The organism is Stenotrophomonas sp. STEN013 (assembly GCF_056760355.1).
In genome coordinates this window covers 830909-843645 of sequence record NZ_JBRREO010000001.1, presented here as the reverse complement: position 1 = coordinate 843645, position 12737 = coordinate 830909, and the positions used below count along the sequence as shown (strand labels likewise).

The following is a 12737-nucleotide window of genomic DNA, read 5'->3' as shown; positions in this document are numbered from 1 at the left end:
AGCTGTTGCCCAGACAGAAAAGCCCGGCATTGCCGGGCTTTTTCTTTGTGCAACCGTGGGGCAACTGCCCGCCACGGTGCTGGTGACTCAGCGGTTGCCGCGCAGGCGCAGGGTCAGGCCCTTGAGGAAATTGCGCAGCATCTGGTCGCCGCATTCGCGGTAGTTCTTGTGGTCGGGCTGGCGGAACAGCGCCGACAGCTCCGGCTTGGACACCGGAAAACCGGCGCTCTCGAAGACATCGTGCATATCGACATCCTTCAGCTCGAAGGCCACGCGCAGCTTCTTGAGGACCACGTTGTTGGTGATGCGCTTTTCCGGCGGGCGGGCAGGCTGCGAGTCGTCGCGGCCGCGGAAGTGGTAGATCAGGCCATCGAGGAAGCGCGACAGCACGGCGTCCGGGCAGGCCACGAACAGCGGCTCGTCTTCCTTGCGCAGGAAATCATGCACCTGCGAAGGATCCACGCTGAAGGCGGGATCGGCCAGCAGGATCGTATCCACCACCATGCCGTCGCTGAGATCGAGCATGTAGCGGATGCTGCGCAGTACGTCGTTGTTGATCATTGCCACTCCGGAACCACCGCGGCGGAACTGCCTGCGGGGGCATAGTGTAACGCCGCACCCTGCGGCCCCGGCCTACAATTGGTGCCCGTTCAGACAGCCCGCCGCGCATGCGCCTCGTACCTGCCGTTCCTTACGCGTCCACCGCTCCGCCGGGGAAGCCACAGATGACGCTCCGCCGGGGCAGCCGGTGAGCCTGCGCGCGATCATCCACCTGTGCCTGCATGCGGCGGTGCCGGCGCTGCTGGCGTGGCTGTTCTGGCGCCCGCAGTTCGGCAAGGCGTGGCTGGTGATGCTGCTGGGCTGGGTGATCGACCTGGATCACCTGCTGGCCGATCCGGTCTACGTGCCGGACCGGTGCAGTGTCGGCTTCCATCCGCTGCATACCGCGCCGGCGATCGCGCTGTATGCCGGGCTGGTGGTGCCCCAACGCACGCGCCTGCTCGGCATCGGCCTGGTGCTGCACATCGCGCTCGATGCGATCGACTGCATGTGGATGCGCTGCAGCAGCTGAGCCGGTCCCGGGAGGCTTACCAGCCGCCGTACCAGGGGCCCGGGCCATAACCGTACGGCCCGATGCCTTCCCCCTTGCTGAGGTGGATGTTGAGGTCCACCCGACGGGTCTTGCCCTCGTCATTGGTGTAGTTCTTGCCCAGGTTCAGATCCACTGCGCTCCAGTGGCTGTTGCCGGTCTGCTTGGAATAGCCGATGCCGGTACTGATCGCGCCATGCACCTGCAGCTTGTCGTCGACAGCCTCGGCGACGGGCTGGTTTCTGGACAGGCTGCGACCGCTGTGATCGCCGTAGAACGTGCCTGGTGCATCGGACTGGTAGGCCGGATCACCGAGATACCGCAACGGCGCCTGCGGAACGCTCAGATCCAGCGCCCCCGGGGTGACCGCATCGTTCTGCGCCACCGCGGCAGCGGGCAGCAGCAACAGGGCAAGGATAAGGGAGGTTCGGATCATGGCGGGTACCGCTCCGGAGCACGCGGCATCGTCAGTGATGCCGCTGGTGCAAAACTAGCAGATATGGCTTGAATGATGCCTGTCGTTTCCGCCTGCCCGTGGCGCTCACTCCAGGCGCTGGAAGGAAAACAGCGCAGCCAGCCGGTGCCGGCGCCGCTCGATGGCCGCGCGGATCAGGCCGGCGCCGATCATCGAATAGGTGATGCCGTTGCCGCCATAGGCCAGGGCGAACTGCACCCGTGGCCCCCACTGCGGATGCGTGCCGAAGAACGGCAGCCCGTCGCCGGTTTCGGCGAATGTACCGGCCCAGGCGAAGGCCGGTACCAGCTGGAGGTGCGGAAACAGCGCAGTGACTTTGTCCGCCAGCGTGTGGGCCTTGCGGTCGACACGGGCGTCGCGGCGCGCGGGGATGTCCACCGCGTCATCTTCACCGCCGACCAGCAGACGGTGATCGGCGGTGCTGCGCAGATACAGGTAGGGCCGCGCGGTTTCCCACAGCATCGTTGCGCGCAGCGGCCCCAGCGCCGCGACCGGCAGCGGATCGGTGACGAAGGCGTAGCTGCTGCGGTTGCGCGCGACCCGCTGGTCCAGCCACGCCTCGCTGGCGTAGCCGGCGGCCATCACCACGTGTTTGCAGGTGATGGTGACGCCCTGCTGGGTCCGTGCCTGCACCTGGCGCGCGGAGGGCTCCAGCGCGGTGATGCAGGTGCGGTCATAGACCTGTCCGCCGCGACGTCGCAGCTCGGCCAGCAGGTGGTAGGTCATCCGGTACGGGTCCACGCTGGCGGCCAGCTCGCTGACAATGGCGCCCGGCGCGGCGAAACCATAGCGCTTCTGGATTCGCGCCGTATCCAGCCAGCGCACCGCAAAGCCGTGGCGGCGGCGCAGTTCGAACTCGTCGATCAGCGCGGGCACATCGCGCCTACGGCTGGCGTAGTACAGGCTGGAGCGGTGCTGGAAATCCGTGCCGCGCAGCCGCGCGGCGACCTGCTGCAATCCTGGGATGGCCTCGGCACAGGCCTGGTAGGCCAGCACCGCCTGTTCTTCGCCGTAGTGTTTGGCCAGTACCCGCAGCGGCGTATCGATTTCGTACTGCAACAGCGCCGTGCTGGCCGCGGTGGAGCCCCAGCCGATATCACGTTGCTCCACCACGGCCACATCATGGCCATGCAGCCCCAGCTCGTCGGCGATCAGGGCGCCGCTGATACCGCCGCCGATCACCAGCACATCGCAGCGCAGCGACTGCTCCAGCTGCGGGAAGGCCCGCATCAACCCGTTGCGGATCGCCCAGAACGGATAGCCGCTTTTAAGATCCATCGTCGTCGTGTTCCTCGCCTGTAGAGGTTCAGTGGTGCCGGTTCAGGCCGTGCGCTGGCCGGTGTGCGGGGTATGAATCAGCGGCTCGATATCGAAGCCCAGTTGGCGTGCCCGTGCCAGGTAGTGCTCGCGGATGGTCGCGTCCATATCCGGTTGCCGGGCCAGCAGCCACAGGTATTTGCGGTCCGGGCTGCCCACCATCGCCGTGGTGTAGTCCGGAGCCAGTGCGATCACCCAGTAGTCGCCTTTGGTGAAGGGAATCCAGCGCAGGCCTTCGGGCAGGAAGCTGACTTCCAGTTTGCTGTTGGAGGCATCCACCGGCGTGGCCCGGCCGATGGATTCTTCCAGCTCACCGTTGTGCAGGCAGCGGTTTTGCACCCTTACGCTGCCATCTTCATTGAGCGAGTAGTGCGCGCTGACATCGGTGGCGTCTTCCGGCTCATGCCGCATTGGCAGACGATCGATTTCATACCAGGTGCCCAGATAGCGCTGCAGCTCCAGCGAGGGCACGGTAGGCAGGGGCGAATGCTCGGTCATGGATAGCGTCTCCTTGGTAATGGCAAGTTCCGGGAGGCAACGCTATAGCCCGAGCGCGGTGAACGGGTTGTGCGCGCCGGCCGCGCGGATTGCCGGTTGCTCCAGGCAGACCGTGACCTGAATCACTTTTGCTCCGCCTGGCGTTACTCCGCTCACATAGCCCGCTGCTTGACCGTGGGCGCGCCACGCGCGCGCTGCAAACAGGTGACTGCGCTGTTCGACGGCGAAGTCCGCTGTTTGCGGGTGCCGGTCCGCGGCCGGACTCTCAGGGCTGCGAGCCCAGGGCAGCCTATGCCCACGATCAGCCCACTGTGGAAGCTCTCCCCGCATTCCCGGACGCAACCGCCCTCACCTGGCGCGGTTGCGTCCGCCGTGCTGCGTGTCGCGACGGTTCGCATGATCTAGATGTTGGCTGATCTATAGTCCGCAGCAGGCGCGGTGTTCCGCGCGATCCGGTGCTTTTGCCTTGCTTGCTCAATGCGTTCTACAGCCGCTGCGCGTCGTGCTGTTTGTCATTTTGATGGTGGGAACAGGGCTGTCGGTCGAGCCGGCACGCGCCGCGCCGCAAGCCGCGGCCAGCGCCGGGCCGACCCCGCAGCTGCGGATTGAACAGGCCAGCAAGCTGTTCGCCTCGACGCAGCACGCCATGGATGATGCCGACGCGCCGGAAACCCTCAAGACCCTGTCCGAGCAGGCCGCCCAGGCCCAGCGCGAGGCCGAGAGCAGCGTGCAGGCACTGGCGCCGGAGCTGGCCCAGCTGGACGCGCGTATCGAACAGCTCGGGCCGGCGCCGGAAGGGGGCGAAGTGGCCGATATCGCCCGGCAGCGCAAGGCGCTGGAGCGCCAGCGCGACCAGATCGATGCCGCTATCAAGCGGGGAAAACTGTTGGCCGAGGATGCGCGGCAACTGGGCGAGGCGATCGAGAAGATGCGGGCCCAGCAGTTCGGCGAACAGCTCGGGCGCAAGGTCGGCTCGCCGCTGTCGCCGGCATTGTGGCGCCAGTTCTTCGCGCAGCTGCCGGACGATGTGGGGCGCTTCCAGTCGCTGTACCGGCAGGCCGGCAACGGCATGCGCCAGGCCACGGCCCGGCATGGCTGGGCGGCACCGTTGGTTGGCGCGGCGGTGGCGCTGGTGCTGCTGTTTCCGCTGCGGCTGTGGCTGCGGCATCTAGGGCGCCGCTATGCCGCCTCCGAGCGGGCGCCGGCAGGGCGTCTGCGGCGTACCGGACTGGCGGTGTGGCTGCTGCTGGTAGGTACGCTGATGCCGTGGCTGGCGAGTCTGGCGATGGTGGCGGGGCTGCAGGAGATTTCAGCCATCGCACCGCGGCTGGAGCGCGTCGCCGAGCAGTTTTCACTGGCAACCCTGGTGGCCGCCTTCATCGGCGCACTGGCGGCCTGTCTGCTGGTGCCCAAGCGACCGTCGTGGCGGCTGCTGGATATCGATGACCTGGCCGCCTTGCGCCTGCGCCGCTTCGCGTGGGCGGCGGCAGGCTTGACCTGGCTGACGATGCTGCTGCGGGCGGTCAACGCCGCCGCGCGGACCTCGCAGGTGGGCACGGTGACGCTCGATGGCCTGATCGCGTTGACCTATGTGGTGCTGATCATGTCGATGCTGGTGACCCTGGCCGCGCTGCACCGGCGCCGGGCGGCAGAGGCGGCCAAGGTCGAGCAGGAGGATGCCGGCAGTGGCCGCGCGCCCAGTGCACCGCGCAGCGGCTGGCTGGTGGTGGCGCGGCTGGGCGGTTATCTGAGCATCGGCGCGGCGCTGGTGGCGACCTTGCTGGGCTATCTCAACTTCGCCATGTTCACCGCCCAGCAGATGGTATGGGGCACGGTCGTTGTGCTGGCGACCACCTTGCTGCTGCGCTTTGCCGATGATTTCGCGCTGTGGCTGCTGGCACCGGGCAGTGCGCTGGGACGCATGCTGCGTCTGTCCACCGGCCTGCCGCCCGGCCGTCTGGAGCAGGCCGGCGTGCTGCTGTCGGCGATCTTGCGGATTGCCGTGGTGATGCTGGGTATCACCGCGTTCATCGCTCCGTTCGGCAATGTCAGCGCCCTGTATGGCTGGCTGGAGACGCTGGCCGGTGGAATCCGGATCGGCGACAACCTGCTGCGGCCGTCCTCGGTGCTGTGGGCGATCGGGGTGCTGGTGCTGGCGCTGGCGCTGATGCAGGTGGTGCAGCGCTGGCTGGTGGATACCTATCTGCCCAAGACCGAACTGGATCTTGGTGCGCGCAACTCGATCAGCACCGTCGCCCGCTATCTGGGCATCGTGCTGGCGGTACTGTGGTCGCTGGCGACGCTGGGTATCGGCTTCGAGAAGCTCGCGTTGCTGGCCAGCGCGCTGTCGGTGGGTATCGGTTTCGGTCTGCAGGCGATCACCCAGAACTTCGTGTCCGGGCTGATCCTGCTGGCCGAGCGGCCGGTGAAGATCGGCGACTGGGTGAAGATCGGCGACCAGGAGGGGGACATCCGCCGCATCTCGGTGCGTTCGACCGAGATCCAGGTGGGTGACCGCTCCACGCTGATCGTGCCCAACTCCGAATTGATCACCAAGACCATCCGCAACATGACCACGGCCAATGCACTGGGGCGGATCCAGATCCAGTTCTCGGTGCCGCTGGGCACCGATATGGGCCGGTTGCGCGCGCTGCTGCTGGGCATCTATGCGGCCAACGAGACCGTGCTGGAGCATCCGGAACCGTCGGTGTTCATCGATTCGATCAGCGGTGGCCAGGTGGCGATCAACAGCTTTGCCTACGTGCCCTCCTCGCGCAATGTCTACGGCACCCGCAGTGAGCTGCTGTTCGAGCTGTTGCAGCAAGTGGCGGCGCAGGGCATCGCGCTGGTCACCCCCACCGATATCCATCTGGTACGCGATCCGTCGGCACCGGCGCCGACCTGAGGCGGCGCGGTGACCGCCGCAGATCAGGAACGGGGCCGCTGCGCCGGCGTGCGCACCAGCGCGTAGTCGTCCACCGCCAGGGTTTCGGCATGGCTGAGCCAGGCGCGGATTTCCAGATCGTCGATGGCGTGATCCAGTCCCAGCGGCATGCGGATGCGCCCGTTGCTGTCGGCCTGCACCCATTGCTGGGCGACCACCACCTTGCGCTGCGATGACACCGCCTCGACCCAGAACGCGCGTTGCGGGCGCTGCGCGGCATAGATCTCCAGCACATACCGGCCCGGTCCGGTGCGCTGCGGCTGGCGGCTGATCATGCGTGACTGGCGCACGCTCGGGCGCGGGCCCTGGAACGGTTGCAGCGGGGCATCCACGGCGATGCCGCGGCGCAACTGGCCGTCGCGGTACAGGCGCATGCCCTGGTCGCTGTCCACCAGCAGCGCGCACCAGTGGCCCTCGGCCGACCCGTCCTCGAACGCGGTGCAACGGTCCACGTAGGCCAGCCGGTGCTCGGGATCGGCTTCATCGAACTTGCGCGAGGTGTTCTCCAGATACACCGACTTCAACTCCCACTTGCGGTCGTACTCGAGCAGCACCGGTGGCTGCACGTTCTGCACGCCGACCTGCACGTGGTCGTCCTGCAGACGCAGCATGCGGTTCTGTTCACCCAGCCACAGCGAGCGGGCGAACGCGCGGTAGCGGGTGTAGCTGTCGCCATCGCCGTGCAAGGCCGCGACACTGGCGCTGGGCGCGCGCTGTGGCGCGACCAGCGAACGTCCGAAGCCGATCGCGTCGATCGCCGGATCGATCAGCTGCAGCAAGGTGGCGCCCGAATCCAACGTGGTGCCGGCATCGCTGTGCAGCTGGCGCGGGGCGATATCCGGGCCGAGGAACAACAGCAGGTTCTCGCGGGTCTGCTTCTCCAGCACATGGCTCAGGTGGTTGGGCATGGCCAGGTGGTCGGAGGCGACGATCACCAGCGTGTTCCCGGCAAAGGCGCTGGCGCGGATGCGATCGACCAGCCGCGAAATCAGCCGGTCGCTGCACTGGAGGGCATGGAGCAGGCCGATATCGCCCAGCGCGCTGCGGTAGCGCAGGTTCCTGCAGGCCACCGGCAGATGGCCGGCCGGGTGATGGGTGTCCATGGTCAGTGCGGTGAGCATGAACGGCTGGCCGTTGCGTGAGAGCTCCATGAAGCGCTCGAACGCGTGATCGAGCAGCACATCGTCATGCACGCCCCAGTTGGAGAAATGCTTTTGGGCGATATCCTGTTGCTGGAACCAGGCCAGGTCCCGCACCTCGTCGAAGCCGTGCGTGGACAGGAAATCGGCTTTGGCCGCGAACTGGCCGTTGGCGCCCCCCAGGTAATGGTTGCGGTACCCCTGCTGCTTGAGATAGTCGCCCAGACAGAACGCCTCGGGCAGGAAGCTGGCCATGCGGCCCATGCTGTTCTCATCACCCTGTGCGGTGGTCAGCGGCACCCCACACATTGAAGACACCAGCCCGGCGATGGTCCAGCCGCTGCCGTCGGCCGAGGCGATATTGCGCACGTCCAGCGCCTGGCGGGCGAGGCGCCGGAGGTTGGGCATCAGTCCGGGAAACACCGCCTCATCCAGATAGGTGCGCTCCAGGCTTTCGCCATAGATCCAGACGATATTCGGGGTGCGTGCCAAAGGCCGGGATGGCACCACGTATTCGGGCGCGACACTGCTGTAGTCGACCGGTTGCATCTGCTGGTAGATGCGTCGCGCATCCGTGTAGAGCGGGCTGCTTGCCATCGTGGCGATCACCAGCGCGATGAATCCGGTCAACACGGCCCCGCCGCCGCGCCTCCGATGGAAGCGTTTGATCCGCATCAACAGCAGCGGTGTCAGCGACAGCAGTACCAGGGCGAGGAAGCCGGCGATGTACGCGCCGAAATCTCCCACACCGGCACCTTCCATATCGCTGCGCAGGTGATAGAGCGTGGCGGAGTTGATGCCATCGCCACTGAGTCGATCGATCAGCCACCAGCTGCTCAAGGCCAGCAACAGCACGGACAGCAGTCCCGCCTTGAGGCGCAGTCCGGTGGGCGACAACAACAGCAGGACGACAAGTGTTGCCAGATAGAACCAGATGATCCAATGCATGCGGTCAGGTGGAGAGTGGAACAGGGCAACGGCCGCGGCCGCAGGCTCCCTGCCATCATGCGGTGTCATGCATGTGACGGAGGGATGTCAGCAGAGTGCCTGCGCGAACCTGACTGGAATGTTTTTTCCGGCGGAACAGTTTGCCGTGCCGCCGTGCCATGAGCGTGGCGGTGGCGGCGTCATTCCGGCTCAGCGATGTCCGCGTTCCTCGTGCGCACGGGCCCGCGTGCGCCGGTCGAACAGCAGGGCGCTGAGGATCAGCCCCAGACCGATCACCACCGCCACCAGGAACAGCAGGATCGCGAAGGCCGGATAGCCGAACAGCGTCACGCGCGTGGGAACCCGCATCAACAGCACCGAGGACAGCAGCAGCGCGGCGGTGATCAGGGCCGCGGCGATGCGGTTGGCGACCTTCTGGATGTTCTCCATCAGCCGCGATTCTTCCAGCCCGGTCACCTTCATCTGCAGCCGGTTCTCGGCGACCAGGCTGAGGATGTCGGTCAGGCGCCGCGGCCCGTTGCGCAGCAGCTGCTGCATCTCCATCGCCTCGCTGGCCAGATTGGCCACCGACAGCGACTTTTTCAGGCGCGCGCGCATCACATGCTGCAGCTGCTTTTCGACCACACCACGGGTATTCATCGCCGGCGCGAGCACGCGGCACACGCCTTCCAGATTCAGCAGTGCCTTGCCCAGCAGGGTCAGCTCCGGTGGGGTGCGCAGGTTGCTGGCGGTGGCGATGCGCACCACTTCCAGCACCACATGGCCTTCGGACATGGTGCCATTGGCGGCGTAGCGGGCGATCATCTGCCCGGTCTCGCGCAGGTAGCGCTCCTCGTCGTAATCCTCCAGCCGCGTACTGATGCTGATGATCTCATCGGCCACTTCCTCGCCACGGCCGTCGATGGCGGCAAACAGCAGTTTGAGCAGGCGCTCGCGCAGCCGCGGCGGCACATGCGCCACCATGCCCAGATCGAAGATGGCCAGTTGTCCCTCGGGGGTGACGCGCAGATTGCCCGGATGCGGATCGGCGTGGATCTCGCCATGGACGAAGATCTGGTCCAGGTAGCCGCGGATCAGCGCTGCGGCCAGCGGCTCCATCGACTGCTCGGTGCGCCGCACCTGTGGAATGGCATCCACCCGCACGCCCTGCACCAGCTCCATGGTCAGCACCCGGCGGCTGCACAGGTCCCACACCGGCTGTGGAACCGTCAGCTCCGGATAGGGCGCCAGATGCTGGCCGAAGCGGGCCAGATTGGCCGCTTCGGTTTCGTAGTCCAGCTCCATGCGCAACGTTTTGGCGAACTCGTCCAGCCAGTCGGAAAAGCGCACCTTGCGGCCGACCCGGGTGAGGTGGTCGGCGGCGGTGGCAAAGCTGCGCAACACCGACAGATCCGAACGCAGCTGCGCGGCCACGTCGGGCTTTTGCACTTTCACCGCCACCTGGCGGCCATCACGCAGTTCGGCGCGATGCACCTGGGCGATGGAAGCGCAGCCCAGCGGTTCCGGGTCGAACCAGACAAACAGCTTGGCCACCGGCGCGCCGAGGTCTTCCTCGATGATCGCGCGGATCTGTTCGGCCGGAATCGGCGCCACTTTTTCCTGCATGCGCTCCAACGCGGTCACATACTCGGCCGGAATCATGTCCGGTCGCGTGGACAGCACCTGCCCGAGTTTGACGAAGGTGGTGCCGAGCGCCTCCAGATCGGCCACGAACTGGGTGGGGTTGTCGGTGGCGGGAATCCGGTCCAGACGCGGCAGTTCGCCATCAAGCTGGAGGCCGGAAAACACCCCCGAGTTCCGGTAGCGCACCAGCAGGCGCACGATCTGCTGGCGTCGGCTCATGCCGCCGATAGTGGTCGCGGTGGTATCGCTGGATGGCTCGGTCAAGGAGGCGTTCCGGGCAGAAGGGAGGGCCAGTGTGGCCGGCGCCGGGTGGTAGAGGGGTGAACACGCACGGCCTCACGCGCGGCAGGCGCTGAATAGGTGAAAATCGCCGCCTGTCCCATTCCTACGGTGTGCCCATGGCTGGAGCCAGCCTGTTTGCCCTGCTCGACGATATCGCCACACTGCTTGATGACGTTTCCCTGTTGACCAAGGTGGCGGCCAAGAAGACCGCCGGCGTGCTGGGGGACGATCTGGCGCTCAACGCGCAGCAGGTGACCGGCGTGAGCGCCAACCGCGAGTTGCCGGTGGTGTGGGCCGTGGCCAGGGGCTCGCTGGTCAACAAGGCGATCCTGGTGCCGGCGGCGCTGGCCATCAGCGCCTGGCTGCCGTGGGCGATCACGCCCTTGATGATGATCGGTGGCGCCTTCCTGTGCTTTGAGGGCGTGGAGAAGCTGGCGCACAAGTTCCTGCACTCCAAGGACGAGGACGACGCGCACAAGGCCGAGCTGACCCGCGCGCTGGCCGACGAGAAGACCGACGTGGTGGCCTGGGAGAAGGACAAGATCAAGGGGGCGGTGCGCACCGACTTCATCCTCTCGGCCGAAATCATCGTGCTGTCGCTGGGAGTGGTGGCCACTGCCCCGTTCGGCCAGCAGGTGACCACGCTGGTGGTGATCGCGCTGGCGATGACCGTGTTCGTCTACGGCCTGGTGGCCGGCATCGTCAAACTCGATGATCTGGGCATGTGGCTGCTGGACAAGGGCCGCACGCTGGCCGCGTTCGGACGCGGGCTGCTGTATGCCACGCCGTGGCTGATGCGCGGCCTGTCCATCGCCGGTACCGCAGCGATGTTTCTGGTCGGCGGCGGCATCCTGGTGCATGCGATTCCGGCATTGCACCACTTCGTGACCGGGTTGGCGCCGGCGCATCTGCAATGGCTGGCCAACGCGCTGGGCAGCGTGGTGGTGGGCATCGGCGTCGGCGCGCTGGTGCTGGTGGCGGTGACCCTGTTCCAGCGGCTGCGCGGCGGCGGCAAGCCGGCGCACTGAGCACGAATGATGGCGTGATGGGTGCCGGTGCCGGTGCCGGCGCCGGCCCGCGCCCTGCGACACCGGTGGGCGCGATCAGCACCGACGTGTCCCCTGAACCACGGCTTCGCCAAACAGGACGAAGCCCGGCCTGGGACAGACCATGCACGGAACGGGGCTAGTGCAGCGGGTCCTGCAGCTCGCGCAGTTCCTGCTGGGCGCGGGCCAGTGATTGCCCGGACAGGGCCTCGAATCCGCGGTGCAGCCAATGGGAGGCGGGTACCCGGTGCAGCGCCCAGTGCGCAAGGACGCTGCCGGCCACTGCCGCGACCAGGCCTGCCCCCAGTGTGGCGAGGAACCAGCGCGGCGCCATCGCATACAGATCCAACCCCAGCCACTGCACGCACAGCCACTGCGTGGCCAGCAGCCACAGACAGGCCCACGGCAGCCCCAGCGCCAGCTCGGTGAGGGCGGTGAAGCGGCGCAGCTGCGCCAGCCGGGTGAGCTGCTGCAATACCGGTGCCTGGGTGTACTGCAGGCGCGCGGACAGCAACGCGCGGGTGATCGACACCCAGATCGCGGCGATGCCGTAGCCGTGCAAGACCAGTCCGGTCAGCAGCAGATGCGGCACCTGCCGATGCTCGATCCAGAAGCGGGCGGCCAGTGCGGTGACCACGATCCACACCGCCAGCCACAGCAGCTGCAACGCGCTGAATCCCCGCAGGCGTTTGCGCACGTCGCGGCGACGCGGCTCACGCCAGGCCTCCAGCGCCCGCGCTTCGATCTGGTCCAGACGCCGGGCCTGCTGCGCCCAGGCGGATTTGAGATCGTCCAGTTCCATGCGCGTGTCCTCAGCGGTCGGGGGATGGGTTGAGCCGCTGCCGCAGTTGCTGGCGCAAGCGGTGCAGGCGGGTGGCGATATTGCCCGGACTGAGGCCCAGCACCTCGCTGATCTGGCGGTGGCTGCAGTCGTCCAGGTGCAACAGCAGCAAGGCGCGGTCCAGGGCCGGCAGGCTGCGGATCAGTGCATTGAGTTGGGCCAGACTGGCCGCATCCTCGGCGCTGTCGGCCACCGCGGCGAGGTCGTCGATGCGCGCGGCATCGACATCGCGGTGGTGATGCAGGCGCAGGCGCTGGTGGCGCAATTGCGAGATCGCCACATTCAGCGCGATGCGGTACAGCCAGGTGCTGAATTGCGCGCGCTCCGGGGCGAAGGCGGGGAACGCGCGCCAGGCCTGGATGCTGATCTCCTGGAGCAGGTCCCTGCGCTCCTCGCTGTCATGGCAATAGGCGCGGGCGACCTTGAGCACGATGCCCTGATGCTGTGCCAGCAGCGCGGCGAAGCGCTGCTGCAGATCCTCGCTCGTCCCGGCCATCATGATGGTGTCCATGCCCTGATGATTCGCACCAGCGC

11 protein-coding genes are annotated in these 12737 nt (G+C 66.9%); 3 read left to right on the top strand and 8 right to left on the bottom strand.

The genetic code is table 11. The features are described from left to right. Nucleotides 1–87: 87 nt before the first annotated feature. Nucleotides 88–561, bottom strand: coding sequence for a YehS family protein (locus ACVOMH_RS03715; protein WP_481522633.1), 474 nt, complete (start codon nt 559–561; stop codon nt 88–90). Nucleotides 562–748: 187 nt separating this feature from the next. On the opposite strand from ACVOMH_RS03715, the gene ACVOMH_RS03710 reads away from it, so the two are divergent. Then, nucleotides 749–1072: a DUF6122 family protein gene (locus ACVOMH_RS03710; protein WP_481551079.1), complete on the top strand. Its 324-nt coding sequence runs from the start codon at nt 749–751 to the stop codon at nt 1070–1072. Between the two features lie 16 nt (nt 1073–1088). On the opposite strand, the gene ACVOMH_RS03705 is transcribed toward ACVOMH_RS03710, so the two are convergent. The 3 genes from ACVOMH_RS03705 to ACVOMH_RS03695 form a co-directional block, all read right to left on the bottom strand. Then, nucleotides 1089–1526, bottom strand: a complete 438-nt coding sequence (locus tag ACVOMH_RS03705) for a hypothetical protein (RefSeq protein WP_481551078.1) — start codon at nt 1524–1526, stop codon at nt 1089–1091. 105 nt (nt 1527–1631) lie between these two features. Then, nucleotides 1632–2843 (bottom strand): NAD(P)/FAD-dependent oxidoreductase, encoded by a 1212-nt coding sequence (locus ACVOMH_RS03700; RefSeq protein ID WP_481551077.1) that lies wholly within the window; start codon nt 2841–2843, stop codon nt 1632–1634. A gap of 42 nt (nt 2844–2885) precedes the next feature. Beyond that, on the bottom strand, nt 2886–3380 hold the full coding sequence (locus ACVOMH_RS03695; RefSeq protein ID WP_054659203.1) for a lipocalin family protein: 495 nt from the start codon (nt 3378–3380) through the stop codon (nt 2886–2888). Between the two features lie 520 nt (nt 3381–3900). Here ACVOMH_RS03695 and ACVOMH_RS03690 point away from each other — a divergent pair. Further along, nucleotides 3901–6285 (top strand): DUF3772 domain-containing protein, encoded by a 2385-nt coding sequence (locus tag ACVOMH_RS03690; protein ID WP_481551152.1) that lies wholly within the window; start codon nt 3901–3903, stop codon nt 6283–6285. 23 nt (nt 6286–6308) lie between these two features. Here the strand turns inward: ACVOMH_RS03690 and ACVOMH_RS03685 are convergent, their stop codons facing one another. Both ACVOMH_RS03685 and ACVOMH_RS03680 read right to left on the bottom strand, forming a co-directional pair. After that, a complete protein-coding gene (locus ACVOMH_RS03685) occupies nt 6309–8411 on the bottom strand; it encodes a phosphoglycerol transferase I (protein WP_481551076.1) in 2103 nt (700 codons plus the stop codon). A gap of 189 nt (nt 8412–8600) precedes the next feature. Continuing rightward, entirely contained in the window at nt 8601–10253 is a 1653-nt protein-coding gene (locus ACVOMH_RS03680) for an ABC1 kinase family protein (RefSeq protein ID WP_083468518.1), read from the bottom strand. A 179-nt stretch (nt 10254–10432) separates the two neighbouring features. Here ACVOMH_RS03680 and ACVOMH_RS03675 point away from each other — a divergent pair, with 179 nt between their 5' ends. After that, entirely contained in the window at nt 10433–11344 is a 912-nt protein-coding gene (locus ACVOMH_RS03675; protein WP_481551075.1) for a DUF808 domain-containing protein, read from the top strand. Between the two features lie 157 nt (nt 11345–11501). Here ACVOMH_RS03675 and ACVOMH_RS03670 read toward each other — a convergent pair whose 3' ends face one another. Together ACVOMH_RS03670 and ACVOMH_RS03665 are read right to left on the bottom strand one after the other, a co-directional pair. Next, on the bottom strand, nt 11502–12164 hold the full coding sequence (locus ACVOMH_RS03670; protein WP_481551074.1) for a hypothetical protein: 663 nt from the start codon (nt 12162–12164) through the stop codon (nt 11502–11504). Nucleotides 12165–12174: 10 nt separating this feature from the next. Beyond that, nucleotides 12175–12714 carry an RNA polymerase sigma factor gene (locus tag ACVOMH_RS03665; RefSeq protein ID WP_481522640.1) on the bottom strand — a complete coding sequence of 180 codons (540 nt, stop codon included), beginning with the start codon at nt 12712–12714 and terminating at the stop codon, nt 12175–12177. Between the last annotated feature and the right edge of the window lie 23 nt (nt 12715–12737).